This is a genomic window from Deltaproteobacteria bacterium (genome assembly GCA_009692615.1).
Classification (GTDB): domain Bacteria; phylum Desulfobacterota; class Binatia; order UBA9968; family UBA9968; genus DP-20.
In genome coordinates this window covers 1-17,246 of the sequence record SHYW01000025.1, presented here as the reverse complement: position 1 = coordinate 17,246, position 17,246 = coordinate 1, and the positions used below count along the sequence as shown (strand labels likewise).

Here is a 17,246-nt window from a genome sequence, read left to right as displayed (position 1 = left end):
CAAAGGAGAATCTATGAAGCAGGGGAGTCTTAGGTTGTTGGTGATTGCGCTTGGGTTTTCGGTTGCGCTTGGGTTGTCGGCGAACACAAGCGGCGCGGCTGAGACGCGCATATCCATCGGCGTCACGGAAACCATGGATACGTTCAATCCCTACGCCGACAGCGTGTCGCTGATGTACAGCGTGTGGTGCCAGGTGCTGGGCTGTCTCGGCACCTACGATTTCGACAAGGGTCAGCATGTCGGCTTGGTGCTGGAGCGCTGGGAGGTCAAGGATCCCAACAACTGGCTGTTCCACGTGCGCAAAGGGCTCAAGTTTCACAACGGCACGCCGGTCACGGCGCACGACATCGTCCACTCCATGGGCCGCACGCGCAATGACCCGCAGAGCAAGCAGGTGCAAAACATTTCGGCGGTGGCGAGCGAGAAGGCGCTCAACGACTACACCGTTCAGGTCACGACGAAAATTCCCACCGCGCCGCTGCTCGATTATCTCTTCGACCGGATTATCGTCACCAGCAAAGATCTTTACGATAAGCATGGACCGGAGATCGCCGACAAGCAGTATCCCTTCGGTGCCGGGCCGTACAAGTTCCGCGAACTGATTCCCGGACAGCGCTTGGTGATCGGCAAAGATAAGTCCCATCCGATGTGGAAGCAGTATCCGCAGGCGCCCGATGAAATCGTCTTTCGCATCATGCGCGAACCGGAGCAACGGGTGACGGCCCTATTGAATAACGAGATCCAAATCGCCCAGTTCGTGCCGCCGCATCTGCGCGAGCGCGTCGAGCGCAGCGCCAATCACAAGATCGTCAAGTTTCACAGCGCGGAACTGATGTTTTTAGCGATGATGCCGAAGATCAAACCCTGGGATAACAAACTGGTGCGCCAAGCGGTGGCCTACGCCATCGACCGCGATACGATCATCAAGACGATTCTGCGCAGCGAAGCGTCGCGCCTCGATGGGCCCATCGGCGAAGGGCAGTACGGCTACGATGCCAGCCTGCAACCGAAGTACAGTTACAATCCGGAAAAGGCCAAGGAACTGTTAAAGCAAGCCGGCTATCCAAACGGCGTCGACGTCGAATTGCAAACTCCGGTGGGGCGCTACACGCTGGATAAGCAGCTGAGCGAAGCGATGATTCCCATGCTCAACGCCGGGGGATTTCGCGCCAAGCTCGCCACTCCGGAGTGGGCGACTCTGTGGGCAAATGTGCAAGTAGGGAAAGTGCCGTTCTACTACATGGGCCGGGGCGGCGTGGTCGATCCCAGCGCCGCCTTGGCGCAATATTTTGAAACCGGCGGCTCGCCGCGCATCGGTTACTCCAATCCCAAAGTCGATGAGCTGCTCAAGCAAGAACGGCAAACCTTCGATCCCGTCAAGCGCAAGAAGGCTTTGGCCGAAGCGATGAGCCTCATTACGGAAGAAGCGCCGGCGCATTTTCTCTGGCGCCACCAGTTGCTCTTCGGCATGGCGAAGAACGTCGAATACCGGCCGCTGCCGAGTGAGCGCATCTTCGGTTGGAATATGAAGGTGCGGTGAGGGGAATGGAGTAATGGAGTGTTGGGCCGAGGATTGAGAATCGAGCATTGCGGATCGCGTTCGGTGCTTTTGGATCGACGGGGCGGCCCCAGTACTCCAAAACTCCACCACTCCAGTACTCCAATTCTTATTTCATGCCGATCTGCCGAAAGAAGCCGGCGTCGTCGAGCTCTTTGACCACGCTATTATCGATGAAGTGATCGGGGTTGGCCTTCCTGGCTTCGGCGACGGGGCTTTGTTTGAGGATTTCTAGGATTCCTTCGCGCGGGATATAGGGCGGGCGGGCGATGTAGTCGAAGGCGTATTGCCAGGCGGCTTCGATCAGCTCGTCGCTCTCGTCGCGGGTGTACTTCTGAATGATTTTCTTGCCGAGCTGCTTGTCGGTGATCAAGCGCTGTAACCCTTCTGAATAGGCTTTGAAAAAATTGCTCACGACTTCACGATTCGCTTTCAAATAGCTGCGCCGCGTGGCGTAGGCGGATTGGGGAAAGTAGATGCCGGCCTTGGCGAGATCGAGCAGCGGCTGCGCGCCGGCGCCGCGGGCGCGCACATGGGTCGGCGCGGACAGGGGCGCCGCGACGATCAATTTTTTTGACAGCGCCGCGGCGAGCTCGGGCATGCCGCCCATCTGTAAAATATTGACGTCCTTGTCGGGGTTGAGGCCATGCTTTTGCAGTAAATAGCGCAGCGCGAAATCGGTGGACGAGCCAAAACGAGTGACGCCGAGAGTCTTGCCTTTCAGGTCGGCGACGGTTTTTATTTCCGGCGCGGCCATGATGTAAAATGCCGGCACGTTGGCGACGCCGCCGACGAACACCAACTCGGCGCCGCCCAGCGTGGCTTTGACCACCGGCGTACCGCCGGTCAGGCCGATGGGCGACTCGCCGCTCAGTATCACCCGCGTCGCTTGGAGCGCGGTGGGGATATAGACTAACTTCACGTCGAGGCCGTATTTGTCGAAATAGTTAGCTTCGGCGGCCACCCATAGGCCGGCCATGACGCCGCTGATGGCGGGGTAGATGATGTTCATCTTGAGCTTGGTTTGGCCCGAGGCGCTAGATGTTGAGAGCAGCGGCCAAAGCGCCAGGGCTATGAGCAGTTTAGCGACCATGGGCGGAAGATACTTGGTGCTGAACCAACCTGTCAAACCGGATCGGCGATTGACTGATCGGGCGACTTTGCGTAGGAATGAGTCTGTTCCGCGGCGCGTTTTGAACGCCTGGGATTTTGACTAAGGAGAATTTTCGAATGGCGAAAACAAGAGTCGGTTACGCCTTAGGCTACGGCAAATTCACCAACGTAAGAGAAATGTCCGATGTCATGAAGCAGGCGGAAGAGCGCGGCTTCGAGATGGCTTTTTTCTCCGAGACCGTCGAGCTCATGCGCGATTCGGTGAGTTCGCTGGCGGCGATCAGTTTGGCGACCAAGAACATGGTCATGGGCACGACCCAGATCGTGCGTCTGCGCGGTCCGGTGGTGATGGCGCAGTCGCTGGCGACCTTGGATGAACTTAGCGGCGGGCGGATCACCGCCGCGCCGGGAGCTTGCACCAAGAGCCACGCGCGGGTGCATGCGCTGCCGCAGGATGTCGGCGCGACGCCGACCGAAGTGCTGCGCGAATATATCGAGTCGATGCGTTTGCTGTTCAGCGGCGACAAGGTTTCCTATCACGGCAAGTTCGTCAACTTCGATAACGTCGGCCTAGGCTGGAAGCCGGTGCGCGCGCATATTCCATTTTACGTTCCAGCGACGGCGACCATCGGTTTGAAGCTCGCGGGCGCGGTCGGTGACGGCGTTATTTTGAATGCCGTCTGCTCGCCTGAATATACGGCAAACGCGCTCAAGATCATCAAAGAGTCGGCCGAGCAAGCCGGGCGTGACTTTTCGAAATTCTTTGTCGCGCAGATCATCAACTGCTCCATCGAAGACGATCATAAAAAAGCGCTCGACGCAGTGCGCTGGGAAGTGGCGACCAAGCTCGACCCGGTGCAAATTTCGTTTATCGCCGCGCCGAAGATGAAGGTCGGTGAACCGTACATTCACAAAGAAGATATTCCGCTGTTCGAAAAGGCCCACGCCGCGGGCGGCATGGAAGGGTTGATCAAAGCGATTCCCGACTCCTACGTCGAAGGCATGACCGCCAGCGGCACGCCGGACGAAGTGAAAAAGCGCGTGCAGCAATACCGCGACGCCGGCGTCCAGGTGCCGCTGCTGCGTCCGGCGGCGGCGCATCAGACCCAGCGGTTGTTGGATCTGTTCGCTCAATAGCTAAATGGGTTTCGAGTTCGGCGTTTCGGGTTGCGAGTTTTGACCCGGAACTCGAAACGCGTAACCCGAAACCAATGTCCATGTACAGAGTAGCCATCGATATCGGCGGGACCTTCACCGACATGCTGTTAGTTGGCGACGATGGCAGCGCCGTCATCGCCAAGACTTTGACCACGCCTGGCGATCCGAGCTTGGCGGTGGAGAATGCGCTGCGGCCGGCGTTCGATGATGGCTCGGTGGACGCCCGACAGCGTGGCACATTGATTCACGGTACGACGCTGGTCACCAATGCGCTGATCGAGCGCAAAGGAGCACTCACCGCATTGCTCACCACGGCTGGCTTTCGCGATGCGGTGGAGATCGGCCGGGAACATCGCTACGAGCTGTACGATCTCAATTTAGATTTGCCCAAGCCTTTAGTACCGCGCCATCTGCGCTTCGATGTGCCGGAACGAGTCGCTGCCGACGGCAGCGTGCTACTCTTATTAGACGAGCCGTTTGTCCGCAGGTTAGTTGCTGAGCTGCGCGACAAAGGCATCAAAGCGATCGGCGTTTGTTATCTCAATAGTTTTCGCAATCCCGCCCATGAAAAGCGCACGGCGGAGATTATCGCTGAGATCGCTCCGCTGATCCGCGTGTCGCTCAGCTCCGAAGTGGTCGCCGAGATCCGTGAGTTTCAGCGCACCAGCACGACGCTGGCGAATGTCTACGTGCAAGAGCGGGTTTCGGATTATCTCGCACAACTGCAAGCGCGTTTGGATCAGATCGGATTTCGCGGCAGTTTTTTCGTCATGCTTTCGAGCGGCGGCATTGCCACGCGAGAAACGGCTTCGCGCTTTCCCGTGCGCTTGCTCGAATCCGGTCCCGCCGCCGGTGCGATTGCCGCCGCCGAAGCGGGCATGCGCTCGGGCCATCGCGATCTACTTTCCTTCGACATGGGCGGGACGACCGCTAAACTCTGCGTCATCGACGACGGCCAGCCGCTGAAAACTCACGAGTTCGAGGTTGACCGTGTTTATCGATTTCGCAAAGGCAGCGGTTTACCGGTGCGCATTCCGGTCATCGATATGATCGAGCTCGGCGCCGGCGGCGGCAGCATCGCGCGGGTAGATTCGCTTGGACTTCTCAAAGTCGGGCCGGATAGTTCGGGCGCCGACCCTGGACCGGTCTGTTACGGCCAAGGCGGCACGCAGCCGACGGTGACCGATGCCGATCTCGTTCTCGGTTATCTCGACGCCAATTATTTTCTCGGCGGTAAGATGAAGCTCGATGTGGACGGCACCAAGAAAGCGCTGGAACGCTTAGGCCAGCCGTTGAAGATGTCGGCGGAGCAAGTCGCCTGGGGCATTCATCAGATCGTCAATGAGAACATGGCCAATGCCGCGCGCGCTCATTTGGGCGAGCGCGGCAAAGATCCGCGGCGTATGCCGATGTACGCCTTTGGCGGCGCCGGTCCGGTGCATGGTTATCGGGTCGCGGAGATTCTCCGCTTGCCGGCTTTGATTTCGCCCTTCGGCGCCGGCGTCGGTTCGACGTTCGGTTTGCTCGCCGCTCCGTTGGCGTTCGATTTCGTGCGCAGCGCTTACAGCCGCATGGACGAGCTTGATTGGAATTTGGCCAATCGTTTGCTCGATGAAATGGCCAAGGAAGGTTGTCAGGTTTTAGAAAATTCCGGTTTGACTAAAAAGGATATCAGCTACCGACGCACCGCCGACATTCGTTACGTTGGCCAAGGACATGAGGTGTCTGTTGCATTGCCGGATGGAGTATTGAGTTGGAATGACTTAGCTCGCGTGACGGTCGAATTCGAACGTACCTACGAAGCGCTCTACGGCCGCAAGGGACCGGACGTAGCGCTCGAAGTAATCAACTGGCGCGTGGTCGCGAGCGGGCCGCGGCCGGATATGAATTTGAAACTTGCGCGCGCATCATCGAACAAACGTAGCGATGCGCGCAAAGGTTCGCGCTTGGCGTTTTTTTCCGAAACTAATGGTTACGTCGAAACCGCGATCTTCGATCGCTACGCGCTTGAACCCGGAATGGAATTCGCTGGGCCGGCGATCGTCGAAGAGCGCGAATCGACTTTGATCATCGGCGTGAGCGGCCGGGCGCGGGTCGACGAACGCTTGAACGTCGTTGTTGGAATAGGCGGGATGCACGATGGAAAATAAAGTCATCGATCCGGTTACGCTGGAAGTGATCTGGAACCGATTTCTCTCGGTGGCCAACGAGCAGCAGGACGCGCTGATTCGCACGGCGTTCAGCACCATCGTCCGCGAAAGCCAGGATCTCGCCTGCGGCATGTTCGACACCAAGGGGCGGATGATCTCGCAATCGATCAGCGGCACGCCGGGCCATATCAATGCCATGGCGACGTCGATGAAACATTTTCTTGCGGCGTTTCCGCCAGACAAGTTGGCGCCGGGCGATGTTTTGATTACGAATGACCCCTGGCAAACCGCCGGACAGATCAACGACATCACGATCACCACGCCGATTTTCAAGAACGGCAAGATGGTCGCGCTGTTCGCCAACACTTGTCACAGCGCGGACATCGGCGGGCGGATTCTTTCCGCCGAAGCGCGCGAAGTTTTCGAAGAGGGACTGCGCATCCCGATCATGAAGCTGTTCGACCGCGGCGAGCCGAATAAAATACTCATGCAGATCGTCCGCACCAACGTGCGCCAACCGGATGAGGTGATCGGCGATTTTTACGCCCAGACTTCGTGCAACGAAACCGGCGGGCGGGCGCTGCTTGAAATGATGGATGAGTTCAATCTCGATTCGATTGACGAAGTCGCGGAAGAAATTATCCGCCGATCGGAAATTGCCGTGCGCGCCGAAATCGCCAAGCTGCCGAGCGGCGAATGGTCTAACGAAACCTGGAGCGACGGTTTCGAAGAACCGATCGTCGTCCGCTGCAAAGTGAAAGTCGCCGGCGACGAAATCTTTATCGACTTCACCGGCTCCTCGCCGCAGAGCACGCGCGGTATCAACGTCGTGCTCAATTACACTCACGCGTATGCCAGCTTCGCGATCAAGGCGGCGATCTGTCCCGACGTGCCGCATAACGAGGGCAGCTTTCGCCCGGTGCATGTGAGCGCGCCCGAAGGTTGCATTCTCAACGCCCTCGATCCCGCGCCGGTGGCGAGCCGCCAGGTGATCGGCCATTTCATTCCGAGCGCGATCTTCGCGGCGCTGTCCGGGGCGATGCCGGGACGGCTGATGGCGCCGGGCGCCGATCCGATTTGGCTGAGCGTTTGGCGCGGCCAGAATCCGCCGTTTACTTTGACCGTATTTCAAGTCGGCGGCACCGGCGCGCGTCCAACGAAGGATGGTTTGAACGCCGTCGGCTTTCCCAGCGGCGTCGCCGGTGTGCCCGCCGAAGTGATCGAGAGTTTGTCGCCGGTCGTGTTGAAGCGGCGCGAATTGCGCGCGGATTCCGGCGGGCCGGGAACTTGGCGCGGCGGTTTAGGACAATTGACCGAATTCGCCCGGCGCGGCGACGGCAAATGGAGCGTCAGCTCCATCGCCGACCGCACCGAATATCCCGCGCCCGGTTTGTTGGGCGGTAAATCGGGCGCGCCCGGCGAAGTTGCCATGGATGACGGCAAAAAACTCCACGCCAAGGCGCTCAAAGACTTGACCGCCAAAGATGTCGTCCACGTCAATCTGCCCGGCGGCGGCGGCTACGGCGATCCGTTCAAACGCGAAGCGAAAAAAGTTCTTTGGGATGTCATCGAAGGGTACGTCACGGTGGAAGCGGCGGAAGAAAAATATGGCGTAGCCGTCGCTTACCACGGCAAGGCTGATGCGTTAGTCAGGTTACCTAAGGAGTGGCAAGTTGATGCCGTGCGGACGGCAGCGCTTCGAGGGAACAGGTAATTTCAGATTACAGATTCCAAATTCCAGATTTTCGGTCCGAAGAATTTGGAATCTGGAATTTTGAATTTGCAATTGAGGTAATCTGAACATGAATCTGCAAGGTAGAGTAGCTCTGGTGACCGGCGGCGCCGGCGGGATCGGCGGCGCCGCGGTGCGTGCGCTGGCGCAGGCGGGCGTGAGCGGCGTGGCGATCAATTATCGCAAGTCCAATGACGAGGCTGAGGCGCTTGCGGTGGAGCTTGAACGCAGCGGCGTTACGGCGATCGCTATTCAAGCTGACGTTCAGAGCGACGCGCAAGTGCGGGCGATGATCGGCAAGATTCACGATCGGTTCGGCCGCTTGGATATATTGATTAACAACGCCGGCGTGACGCATTGGGTGAAGCTGGCGGATCTTGAAGGCCTCACGGATCCGATTTGGGATGAGATTCTCGACGTGAACGTGAAAGGCGCGTTTCGTTGCGCCCGCGCGGCGCAGAAACTGCTCGAAGCGAATCACGGCATGATCGTCAACGTCTCGTCGATTTCCGGCGTGTTGGCGCCGTCGACGATGTCTTCACTAGCATACGGAACGGCGAAGGCGGCGCTGATTTATATGACCAAAGGCTTGGCCGTGGCGATGGCGCCCAAGGTGCGCGTCAACTGCGTCGCGCCGGCGTTTACCGATACGCCATGGATGAGCCAGCACTTCGGCGCGGATTACCAGCAAGTGATTGCCAAAGCGTCGGCAGGTTATCCGCTGCAGCGTATCGCGACGCCGGACGATATCGCCGGCGCGATTCTCGGGCTGATCACCGGCGGTGATTTTGTTACCGGCCAGACGCTGCTGGTGGACGGCGGGCTAAGTCTGAGTTGAAAATTCCTTTCCCACCCTCGCCCATTCCGATGGGAGAGGGAAGGGTGAGGGCGGTCACCTGATACCCCTCATCCTAACCTTCTCCCGCAAGGGGAGAAGGGATATGAATAGAAGAATTGCTATGGATAGAATTAAATTGATTGCAGAATTACATGCCAGCCGTTTAGTCGCCGTGGTGCGTTCGAAAACACCCGAAGACGCTCTCTCGCTAGCGAATGCCGCGGCTGCAGGGGGCATCAAGTTTATCGAAATCACTTTTAGCGTGCCCGGCGCGTTGGACGTGATCAAAGAGTTGTCGCGGCGTAGCGGTATTCATGTCGGTGCCGGCACCGTACTGGCTTCACAGCAAGCCGAGCGGGCGATCGGCGTTGGCGCCCAGTTCGTAGTTTCGCCGTCACTAGAATTAAATCTCGTCGGCCTCTGCCACACGGCGAACATCGCGTGCTTTCCCGGCGCGGCGACGGCGACGGAGATCATCGCGGCGCAGCGCGCGCATGCTGACTTGGTGAAGATCTTTCCGGCGGACTTGGCCGGCGGCCCTTATTTCATTCAGCAGATGCACGGACCGTTTCCCGACGTGCGGTTCATGGTTTCCGGCGGCGTGAATTTAAAAAATGTGAAAGAGTATGTCGAGGTTGGCGTGACGGGGATTTGTCTGGGCAGCGCCTATCTTGGCGGCTTGCTCGAGAAAAAAGGCCAGAAGCCGTTCGTCCAGGAAATGCAAAAGTTCGTGAAGGCAGTCGCCCAAGCCCAAGGAAAGAACTCTAAACGAAAATGAAACCGCTGCACTTAACCCTCGCCTGCGAAGACTACGACCGAATGCGGCCGCTCAAAGACGGCATCGTCAAGCCGGAAGGCGTCGAGCTCAACTACATGGTCATGTCGGTGGAAGAGATCTTCTGGCGCATGATGAAGTACGAAGAGTTCGACGCGTCGGAGCTATCGATGGGCGCGTTTCTTACCGCGGCATCGCGCGGTCGCCGGCCGTTTGTCGCGATCCCGGTGTTTCCTTCGCGGACCTTTCGTCACCGCTGCATCTTCGTCAACACCGATCGCGGCGTTAAAAGTATTCAAGACTTAAAAGGCAAACGCATGGGCGTGCCGGAATATTCCATGACCGCGGCGGTGTGGCTGCGCGGTATGTTCGAGCATGAATATGGCGTGCCGCCATCGGCGATTCATTGGGTGCAGGCGGGCGAAGAACATCCCGGACGAAAAGATCGCGTGGACTTTGAAATGCCTGCGGGGGTGACGATGGAAAGCCGCCCGGACACCACGCTCAACGCCTTGATCGAGACCGGCGAGATCGACGCCATGATGTCGCCGCGCATGCCGACCTGTTTTCTCCAGGGCTCGCCGAAAGTGAAGCGCTTGTTTCCCAACTATCGCCAAGTCGAGATGGACTATTTCAAAACCACCGGCCTGTTTCCGATCATGCATGTGCTGGTGATTAAGAAATCGATCTACGAGAAAGAGCCCTGGGTAGCGCAGACGCTTTATAAAGCGTTCTGCCAGTCGAAGGATATCTGCATGCGCGATCTTTACGACACCAATATTTTACGCGTGGCGTTGCCATGGACTTCGGCGGAATACGAAGATACCGCGGCGTTGATGACTAGCGATTATTGGCCTTACGGGTTGGAACCCAACCGCAAAAATCTTGAAACACTCAACGGCTATCTGTTAGAACAGGGACTGACCAAGCAGAAGCTTGTCTTGGACGAACTCTTCGCCCGCGAGACGGTGGAAGGGTTTAAGATTTGATGATTAGGCGGCCAGCCGCTCAAACCGAGATGCGAAAAGTTACGCCGCCTCTGCGTGTAGGCGTAGGCCAAGGACTGTGGCAACTTTAATGACAGTAGCGAAGCTAGGGTTGCCGTTTGCGCTCAACGCTTTGTACAAACTCTCGCGACTGAGTCCCGTCTGTCGCGCAACTTGGGACATGCCTTTGGCGCGCGCAATGTCACCGAGCGCACGAGTAATGCCGGCAACATCGTCGGGAAAGTCGGTAAGCCAGGCATCCAGATATGCGGCCATCTCCTCAGGGGTGCGCAGCTGTTCGGCTACGTCATAGGGAACGGTTTTGGTTTTTGCGATGAATCTCTTTGTTTTTTTTCGCATCGTCATCCTCAAAGGTTACGAGCTAAAGCGATGGCACGCTTGATATCTTGTTGTTGGCTCGATTTGTCGCCGCCTGCAAGCAAGATGATCAATTCACCGCCACGCTCAGTGTAGTAAATCCGATATCCCGGTCCCACATCAATTTTCAATTCGGAGACGCCCGCGGTTAGCTTTCGATGTTGTCCGGGATTGCCATGGACCAACCGATCGACACGGACTTGTATGCGCGCCCGTCCGACGCGGTCTTTCAGCGAATTGATCCAGATCCTGTAACCCTCTGTCATGAGGACGCGCATGTTGAAGTGTAGCCTATGCGCTACAGTTGTCAAGGACGGCGCGGCAAAACCTGTCGGTTAAGAAGTTGCTGCCTCAGCATTCCAGGTTGTTTGGCCGACATCGCGAGAGATAAATTCACTCACCGATAATCCCGCATCTGCCAGGGCGTGAAGACGACGATTTGGGTTGGCACTGGCAATGCCGTTTTACTGAAAGTCGCTTTGTGCGTGTTCAGATATTTATTTGGATAGCCTTTGACGAACATGTCCAACAGATGCGTGCTTTCACGGTAGTGCATCGGGATAGCGATCTTGGGTTTCAACTGCTGCAAGACTTCGCGCGCGGTGTCGGGCGGCATGGTGAAGGTGCCGCCGATGGGGATCATGGCGATGTCGACTTTGCCGAAGGCTTTGATCTGTTCGTCGGTGAGTTTGTGGCTCAGGTCGCCAAGATGGGCGACGCAGATCGCGCCGAGGTCGAAAACAAAGGCGGCGCCTTTGAGGGCGTTGCCGAACTGCTGCTGATAGACCGGCACGGTGTAGACCAAGATGTCGCGCACGGTGGTGCTGATCTTGTTCCATTCGGCGCCGTAATTCGCTAGGCCGCGCAGGATGACCGGTTTGCCTTGAGCCAACTCGACGTAGTTGTGGTTGGGATGTTCGCGGCCGACGGTGACGGCGTGGGGCGCGACGGTCGGCGTTGGATAGAAGCCCGGCGCGACGGGGTCGGTGACGATCTTGGTGCCTTTGCTCGAAGTGATCTGAAAAAAATTGTGACCGAAAAATTCGATCGTCACATCGGGTTCGGCGGCGTAGGCGGGTTTCGTCCAGCTTGTGGCGACGTCCAATTCGCGACATGAGGCATGCGCCAGACTGGTCGGCAAGTAAACTACGAACAATAGTAGTGCCGCGAACGCTTTGTCCATGTTTCGCCTCTTGTTTATGTCGCACCTATCCGAAAGCCCATCTGTTCGGCTTTGAAAAAGTCAGCGACATATTCGTTGGCCGGCTGGCGCAGGAGATTTTCCGGCGTGTCGGCTTGTTCGAAGCGGCCGTTGCGCATGACCGCGATGCGATCGGCCAGCGCCATGCCGTCGGCCAGATTGTGGGTCACGTAGAGCGTGGTCAATCTATTCTCTTTATGAAAGCTGAGAATCTCCTGGCGCATCTTCAAACGGTTGGGCGGATCGATGTTGCTCAGCGGTTCATCCATCAGCATGATCTTGGGCGAGGTGACCATGGCGCGGCCCAGCGCGACCCGTTGCTGTTGCCCGCCGGAAAGCTCGCTTGGCTTACGCTGGAAGAAGCCTTCTTCGATGCCGACTTTCCAGGCTAGCGGACGGAGAAATTCGACGATCTTTTCCTTGGACCATTGGCGCACCCGAAGCGGAAGTGTCAGGTTCGAGTAACGGTTCTCGTCGAATACTTTCATGTGCGGCCAAAGCGCGAAGTTTTGAAAAATCATCTGCACGCCGCGCCGTTCCACGGGCACGTCATTCATCGGCACGCCGCCGATAAAAATCGTCCCGCTGTCCGGCGTTTCGAGACCGGTGATCAAACGCAGCGTGGTGGTCTTGCCGCAGCCGCTTTCGCCGACGATGACCAGGAATTCGCCGGCGTTGACATCGAGGGTGGCCTGATCGACGGCGGTGACGTTAGCGAACTTCTTCGATAGCTGGCGCAGCGAGAGCGATGTCATGGGCCGATGGTAGTCAAGGACTGGAAAAAAAACAATCGCAGAATGCGCTGGCATGGGGCGAATATCTTGGTTATGATGGCGGACAATTCGCCGGTGCCGTGCCGGCAATCTATCGGAGGTTTTATGGCCACTCTCCTTGGACCCGAAGAACTGATTCAAGATTTGCAAAACACTCTACAGCAACGTCATCCGCGGCCTCATCCGATTCGCCAGCTGTTGTTATCCGGCCGACTGACGAAAGACCAGCTCCAATGGTGGGCGCGCAATCAGTTTCATGAGTTCCGTAACATCCATCGCTTCTTCGGCATTCGCTATCAAAAATGTCCGGTGCCCGAGTTGCGCCGCATGCTGCTCGAGAACATGGTCGAAGAAGAGGGCGAGGATTTATTTGGCGGCAAGTATCCCAGCCATCGCGAACTGTGGGTGCAGTTCGCCAACGGCTTGGATATCGCGAGTGACGACATTATCAACTACGAACCTCTGCCGGGAATTCGTGCGGCGCTGGAGATGTATGTGTCGTTGGTGCAGCAGAGCCATTGGGCCGTGGCGATCGGCACCGGTTTGGTTTTCGAAGGGGGCGGGCCGAAACGGATGAAGGAGGAGCGCGAAGCGATCGAAAAGTTTTACAAATGGATTCCCCTCGACAGTCTGAATTTTTTTCGCGCCCATGAATATCATGACGAAGGCCACGGCGACATGGTCACCAACGTGATCAAACGGCACTGCATGGAAGAGAAGCTCCAAAGCGACATGCGCGAAGCCGTGCGCCAACGCGGGGACATTATGTGGCTGCAGAACGATTGCATTTACAATGCGTTTGTCCGGCCGCAGTTGGCGGCGGCGATGATCGAGGAGATTGAAGGGCGACGAGAATAGGAAAAAGTTAAATTGCAGAATGTAAATTGCAGAATTCATAATGGCTGACAAAATTATCGATCTGCGTAGCGATACGGTGACCAAACCCTCCGCGGCCATGCGTCGAGCCATGGCGGAGGCGGAAGTTGGCGACGATGTTTACATGGAAGATCCGACGGTCAATCGGTTGCAGTCGCGCTCGGCTGAATTGTTCGGTCGCGAAGCCGGACTGTTCGTGCCGTCCGGCTCCATGGGTAATCTCGCCTGCATCATGGCGCAGACCGAGCGCGGCCAGGAAGTGATTTGCGAGGCGGCGGGCCACATTTACAATTACGAGATGGCTTCCATGGCTGCGCTTGCGGGAGTTTTGCCACGCGTAATTCCGACAAGCGACGGGATCATGAGTTGGGAACAGATCGTGCCGGCGATCCGCGAGAGACATTACACCCGGCCCCAAACCGCCTTGGTCGCGCTAGAGAATACCCACAACATGGCGGGAGGCACCGTCTACCCAACGGCATTGGTCCAGACGATCTGCGACAAAGCTCATGACGTCGGTTTGAAAGTTCATCTCGACGGCGCGCGGGTGTTCAACGCGGCGGTGCATCTCGGCGAAAACGTGGCCCGGATGACGGCTAAATTCGACTCGATTCAATTCTGCTTTAGCAAAGGACTGGGCGCACCAGTGGGCTCGATGATCGTCGGATCGAAAGAGTTGATCGAGCGCTGCCGGGTGATTCGCAAAATGCTCGGCGGCGGCATGCGTCAAGCCGGTGTGCTCGCCGCGGCCGCGCTGGTGGCTCTGGAAGAAGGGCCGAAGCGGCTGCACATCGATCACGACAATGCCAAGCGGTTGGCCCAAGGCTTGGCGCAGATTCCACGTATCCGCATTCAACCTGAAAACGTGCAGAGTAACATCGTGCTCTACGATGTCGGTGAGACCAGTCTCAGCGCGGCGGCGTTCGTGGGTGGGTTGGCCGAGCGTCATGTCCTCGGTGGAGCGGTGGATAGCCACCGCGTGCGCATGGTCACCCATCTCGATATCGCTAGCGCCGATATTGAGCAGGCGATGTACGCCATCAGTGCGGTCCTCGGCCAAGGTTTTTAGTCCCTCGCGCTGCCGCAAAGCTCAAAACCAGCTTCAATTCTTTCGCGGGCGGCTCTGCCTGTTCTGATATTCCGCTGACTCGCGCCAGGCGTTTAGTCTATGCGCTGCACCGAATCTCTGCACGGATTGCGGAGCTTTTGTCCCCGATTCGGTCAAAAATACGCTGGCATAGTGCTTGCCATCATATGGGTGGAGGACACAAACATGAATAGCGCACGCATCCCTTGGCATATCTTTCTTGACGCTCTCGCCGATCAACGCCGCTCCAAGTTGGAATCCTGGTTGGTGCGTTGGAGTTTCGGCAACGAAGGCGTTTATATCGCCAATCGCAAAAACAGCGTCAGTCGTGAATCTGGCAGCCGCAACGATTCGATAAGCGTCAGGCAACCGTTGATGCTGGTCAAAACCGAAGGGTAGCGTGACTTGTGGAGCATCATAAAAAACGCCGACAAAACGGCCAAGCCCTGATCGAGTACACACTACTGCTCATGATGGTTTCCATGGTGTTTTGGGTTGGCGTTAAAAACAGCGACCTGAGCCAACAATTGGGGCTGGCGTGGAGCCGGGTCAGCGATTGTGTTGCGGCGCCGCAGGCCTGCGACTCGGCATCGTAGGTTGCCCAGCGCAACGAGCTGTATGGTAAATTTTATGCGTCCCCGAAGATTACACTGGAACATGGCAACGCAGCCAAGCGCACCGCTAGCGGATTACTCGTCACCGAGCAAGCCGACGCTGCGAGCGACGCAGCAATTGTTGAAGAGTTGGATCGACAGCTTACCGCGCTTTCCGCGACGCGCGCGGTTCATCTCCAAGGTCAAGCGCATCGCCGCGGAAACTCGCGCGGCGCAGCGTTTCGAAAAGCACTGTGCCAAACAAGTGGTCCTCAACCGGATCAGCACGCAATTAAAAGAGATCGCCAACGGGCTGGAGAGAGCCATCGAGCGGGAAGCCAAGGAAAAAGGCGAAGGGATTTTAACCTACGAGATCGTCCAGCCCGACACGGCGGAGGCGAAAGTCTTTCCCCAGCTGCCCCGAAGTGGCCGAGCGCTGATCATCGAAGACGATATTCGTCAGGCGCCAGGGTTCGCGCAATTGACGGCCCAGTGCGCCGCCATCGGCGTCAAGCTGGAACTGATTGAGCGCTGGTCGAATATCGACTGGAATCCGTTTCTCGGCGGCAACGCCGATTTGGTTTGGCATATCACGATTTCTGGCTGGTAGATCTTCGTTCCTCGCGTCAGCTCAAGGCGTACAACGCTTTGGCGTTGTGCGAGAGAATTTTTTCTTTTACTGCCGGTGCGATACCTTCCATCTTTTGAAATTCGTTGATCGCCGTCACGGCGCTCGACGGGTCGGTGTGGCCGTAGTCGGTGCCGATCACCAGCCGATCTTCGCCACAGCAGGTGACGATGTAGGGCACGTCGTCGTTGGTTTGGCAGGTGACATAGATTTTATATTCGTCGAAAACGTTGGTTGGAAAGCTGCGGCCCTGGGCGCGGTAGCGGATGGCGGTTTCGCGGGCGATCCAGGGGACCCATTGGGCCGAGGCTTCGATGAAGCCCCAGCGTAGTTTAGGAAACTGCTGATGCAGTTCGCTCATGATCACGTCGAAGCAAGCGGTTACCGTCGGCACGCGGAACTGGGCGAAGCGGCCGGCCGGCGCCGTGCGATAGAGATCGGCGTTTTCGGGATTGCCATTGGCGATATGGACGACGATGGAGAGATCCAAATCGCTGGCGGCTTGGTAGATCGGATAAAAATACGGATCCGATAGATGTCGGTCGCCTTCCAGGGGCCGCATGCAGACGGCCACGCCGCCATTCTCCTTGGCGAATTTAATTTCGCCGATGGCTGCGTCGATATCGAGGGCCGGCACGACGCAGGAGTAAAATAATCTTCCATGGCTTTGCTTTGAAATATCGGCGAGCCATCGGTTCCAGCTGCGGCAAACCGCGACCTCGGCTTGTCGCCGGGTGGTAATCTGCTCGATCCAGAAAGTATTGTGCAGCACCTGGACGTCAATGCCCAACTCGTCCATATGTTTGAGCCGGAGCTCGACGTCGTCGAGTTCCCGTGCCGCTTGCGGCGTGGCAAAGTCGCGCCCGGCGCGCTGAGCGAAGTCGCGCAGTTCCTGCTCGGAGAGAGTGAGAAAGCGGAAGCCGGCGATCTTGTCTTCCATCACCCAATATTGGCGCGTGGCATCGTCGGGGGTGGAAAATAGTTTTGGCCGGTACTGTTTGTCCGCCTCGGCAAGATATTCCCATGTCCGCTCGGTTTCGATGACATGGGCGTCGGCGTCGATGATCGGAAATGAATGGGCCATTGGCTTAGCTCCTTTCACTGCGCTGAAGGATGTCACGACCTTAGTGCGGTTGGCGTGGCGCTGTCAAGATGAATCGCTCCGGCCTGGGCTCGGTTCACCGCCCAAGCATCAATCTCCCTGTCCCGCGGCCGGTGCGTCGACTTTCCGTTTCTTCTAGTTTGATTTTCCACTGTCGTGGCAACGTCAATATGTCATGTTAACAGCAACGCGATTATGTCAGGGTAGTGCGTTGGGTTGAGGTCGTAAGTTAGAAACCTGGCCATAGCGGAACCCCACCTTGTTGGAGTTGGTTCGATATAGGCCAAGTGTGTGCGTC

18 protein-coding genes are annotated in these 17,246 nt (G+C 57.5%); 12 read left to right on the top strand and 6 right to left on the bottom strand.

Annotated elements, in window-relative coordinates; all coding sequences use genetic code 11:
- The first annotated feature begins 13 nt into the window (after positions 1-13).
- Complete coding sequence (locus EXR70_08200) at positions 14-1,540, top strand: peptide ABC transporter substrate-binding protein (GenBank protein MSP38455.1); 1,527 nt, start codon at positions 14-16, stop codon at positions 1,538-1,540.
- Between the two features lie 127 nt (positions 1,541-1,667).
- Here the strand turns inward: EXR70_08200 and EXR70_08195 are convergent, their stop codons facing one another.
- On the bottom strand, positions 1,668-2,651 hold the full coding sequence (locus tag EXR70_08195) for an ABC transporter substrate-binding protein (GenBank protein ID MSP38454.1): 984 nt from the start codon (positions 2,649-2,651) through the stop codon (positions 1,668-1,670).
- 137 nt (positions 2,652-2,788) lie between these two features.
- Here EXR70_08195 and EXR70_08190 point away from each other — a divergent pair, with 137 nt between their 5' ends.
- From EXR70_08190 to EXR70_08165, 6 genes are all read left to right on the top strand, one after another.
- Positions 2,789-3,808 (top strand): LLM class flavin-dependent oxidoreductase, encoded by a 1,020-nt coding sequence (locus EXR70_08190; protein ID MSP38453.1) that lies wholly within the window; start codon positions 2,789-2,791, stop codon positions 3,806-3,808.
- 74 nt (positions 3,809-3,882) lie between these two features.
- Positions 3,883-5,979: a hydantoinase/oxoprolinase family protein gene (locus EXR70_08185; GenBank protein ID MSP38452.1), complete on the top strand. Its 2,097-nt coding sequence runs from the start codon at positions 3,883-3,885 to the stop codon at positions 5,977-5,979.
- Entirely contained in the window at positions 5,969-7,693 is a 1,725-nt protein-coding gene (locus EXR70_08180) for a hydantoinase B/oxoprolinase family protein (GenBank protein ID MSP38451.1), read from the top strand. The genes EXR70_08185 and EXR70_08180 overlap by 11 nt, the downstream gene beginning before the upstream one ends.
- 88 nt (positions 7,694-7,781) lie before the next feature.
- Complete coding sequence (locus EXR70_08175; GenBank protein MSP38450.1) at positions 7,782-8,549, top strand: SDR family oxidoreductase; 768 nt, start codon at positions 7,782-7,784, stop codon at positions 8,547-8,549.
- 103 nt (positions 8,550-8,652) lie between these two features.
- Positions 8,653-9,327 carry a bifunctional 4-hydroxy-2-oxoglutarate aldolase/2-dehydro-3-deoxy-phosphogluconate aldolase gene (gene eda / locus EXR70_08170; protein MSP38449.1) on the top strand — a complete coding sequence of 225 codons (675 nt, stop codon included), beginning with the start codon at positions 8,653-8,655 and terminating at the stop codon, positions 9,325-9,327.
- Positions 9,324-10,313: an ABC transporter substrate-binding protein gene (locus EXR70_08165; protein MSP38448.1), complete on the top strand. Its 990-nt coding sequence runs from the start codon at positions 9,324-9,326 to the stop codon at positions 10,311-10,313. The genes eda and EXR70_08165 overlap by 4 nt, the downstream gene beginning before the upstream one ends.
- Before the next feature lie 39 nt (positions 10,314-10,352).
- Here the strand turns inward: EXR70_08165 and EXR70_08160 are convergent, their stop codons facing one another.
- The 4 genes from EXR70_08160 to EXR70_08145 all read right to left on the bottom strand — a co-directional run bounded on the left by EXR70_08160 (position 10,353) and on the right by EXR70_08145 (position 12,698).
- Positions 10,353-10,670: a putative addiction module antidote protein gene (locus EXR70_08160; GenBank protein ID MSP38447.1), complete on the bottom strand. Its 318-nt coding sequence runs from the start codon at positions 10,668-10,670 to the stop codon at positions 10,353-10,355.
- 8 nt (positions 10,671-10,678) lie between these two features.
- A complete protein-coding gene (locus tag EXR70_08155; protein ID MSP38446.1) occupies positions 10,679-10,966 on the bottom strand; it encodes a type II toxin-antitoxin system RelE/ParE family toxin in 288 nt (95 codons plus the stop codon).
- Between the two features lie 119 nt (positions 10,967-11,085).
- The gene (locus EXR70_08150; GenBank protein MSP38445.1) at positions 11,086-11,871 is read right to left on the bottom strand and encodes a hypothetical protein; all 786 of its coding nucleotides are present in this window, start codon (positions 11,869-11,871) and stop codon (positions 11,086-11,088) included.
- Positions 11,872-11,885: 14 nt separating this feature from the next.
- On the bottom strand, positions 11,886-12,698 hold the full coding sequence (locus EXR70_08145; protein ID MSP38444.1) for an ABC transporter ATP-binding protein: 813 nt from the start codon (positions 12,696-12,698) through the stop codon (positions 11,886-11,888).
- On the opposite strand from EXR70_08145, the gene EXR70_08140 reads away from it, so the two are divergent.
- From EXR70_08140 to EXR70_08120, 5 genes are all read left to right on the top strand, one after another.
- A complete protein-coding gene (locus tag EXR70_08140; GenBank protein MSP38443.1) occupies positions 12,651-13,520 on the top strand; it encodes a hypothetical protein in 870 nt (289 codons plus the stop codon). The genes EXR70_08145 and EXR70_08140 overlap by 48 nt on opposite strands.
- A 40-nt stretch (positions 13,521-13,560) precedes the next feature.
- Positions 13,561-14,607, top strand: a complete 1,047-nt coding sequence (locus tag EXR70_08135) for an aminotransferase class I/II-fold pyridoxal phosphate-dependent enzyme (GenBank protein ID MSP38442.1) — start codon at positions 13,561-13,563, stop codon at positions 14,605-14,607.
- 204 nt (positions 14,608-14,811) lie between these two features.
- A complete protein-coding gene (locus EXR70_08130; protein MSP38441.1) occupies positions 14,812-15,024 on the top strand; it encodes a hypothetical protein in 213 nt (70 codons plus the stop codon).
- Positions 15,025-15,032: 8 nt separating this feature from the next.
- A complete protein-coding gene (locus tag EXR70_08125) occupies positions 15,033-15,221 on the top strand; it encodes a Flp family type IVb pilin (GenBank protein MSP38440.1) in 189 nt (62 codons plus the stop codon).
- A gap of 61 nt (positions 15,222-15,282) precedes the next feature.
- Positions 15,283-15,828 (top strand): hypothetical protein, encoded by a 546-nt coding sequence (locus EXR70_08120; GenBank protein MSP38439.1) that lies wholly within the window; start codon positions 15,283-15,285, stop codon positions 15,826-15,828.
- A gap of 16 nt (positions 15,829-15,844) precedes the next feature.
- On the opposite strand, the gene EXR70_08115 is transcribed toward EXR70_08120, so the two are convergent.
- Positions 15,845-16,930, bottom strand: a complete 1,086-nt coding sequence (locus EXR70_08115; GenBank protein MSP38438.1) for a hypothetical protein — start codon at positions 16,928-16,930, stop codon at positions 15,845-15,847.
- Positions 16,931-17,246: the final 316 nt, after the last annotated feature.

Excerpts from the sequence above, each read along its gene's own strand:
- EXR70_08200 (MSP38455.1), top strand. The coding sequence starts at position 14 with ATGAAGCAGGGGAGTCTTAGGTTGTTGGTGATTGCGCTTGGGTTTTCG.
- EXR70_08195 (MSP38454.1), bottom strand. The coding sequence starts at position 2,651 with ATGGTCGCTAAACTGCTCATAGCCCTGGCGCTTTGGCCGCTGCTCTCA.
- EXR70_08190 (MSP38453.1), top strand. The coding sequence starts at position 2,789 with ATGGCGAAAACAAGAGTCGGTTACGCCTTAGGCTACGGCAAATTCACC.
- EXR70_08185 (MSP38452.1), top strand. The coding sequence starts at position 3,883 with ATGTCCATGTACAGAGTAGCCATCGATATCGGCGGGACCTTCACCGAC.
- EXR70_08180 (MSP38451.1), top strand. The coding sequence starts at position 5,969 with ATGGAAAATAAAGTCATCGATCCGGTTACGCTGGAAGTGATCTGGAAC.
- EXR70_08175 (MSP38450.1), top strand. The coding sequence starts at position 7,782 with ATGAATCTGCAAGGTAGAGTAGCTCTGGTGACCGGCGGCGCCGGCGGG.
- eda (MSP38449.1), top strand. The coding sequence starts at position 8,653 with ATGAATAGAAGAATTGCTATGGATAGAATTAAATTGATTGCAGAATTA.
- EXR70_08165 (MSP38448.1), top strand. The coding sequence starts at position 9,324 with ATGAAACCGCTGCACTTAACCCTCGCCTGCGAAGACTACGACCGAATG.
- EXR70_08160 (MSP38447.1), bottom strand. The coding sequence starts at position 10,670 with ATGCGAAAAAAAACAAAGAGATTCATCGCAAAAACCAAAACCGTTCCC.
- EXR70_08155 (MSP38446.1), bottom strand. The coding sequence starts at position 10,966 with ATGCGCGTCCTCATGACAGAGGGTTACAGGATCTGGATCAATTCGCTG.
- EXR70_08150 (MSP38445.1), bottom strand. The coding sequence starts at position 11,871 with ATGGACAAAGCGTTCGCGGCACTACTATTGTTCGTAGTTTACTTGCCG.
- EXR70_08140 (MSP38443.1), top strand. The coding sequence starts at position 12,651 with ATGGTAGTCAAGGACTGGAAAAAAAACAATCGCAGAATGCGCTGGCAT.
- EXR70_08145 (MSP38444.1), bottom strand. The coding sequence starts at position 12,698 with ATGCCAGCGCATTCTGCGATTGTTTTTTTTCCAGTCCTTGACTACCAT.
- EXR70_08135 (MSP38442.1), top strand. The coding sequence starts at position 13,561 with ATGGCTGACAAAATTATCGATCTGCGTAGCGATACGGTGACCAAACCC.
- EXR70_08130 (MSP38441.1), top strand. The coding sequence starts at position 14,812 with ATGAATAGCGCACGCATCCCTTGGCATATCTTTCTTGACGCTCTCGCC.
- EXR70_08120 (MSP38439.1), top strand. The coding sequence starts at position 15,283 with ATGGCAACGCAGCCAAGCGCACCGCTAGCGGATTACTCGTCACCGAGC.
- EXR70_08115 (MSP38438.1), bottom strand. The coding sequence starts at position 16,930 with ATGGCCCATTCATTTCCGATCATCGACGCCGACGCCCATGTCATCGAA.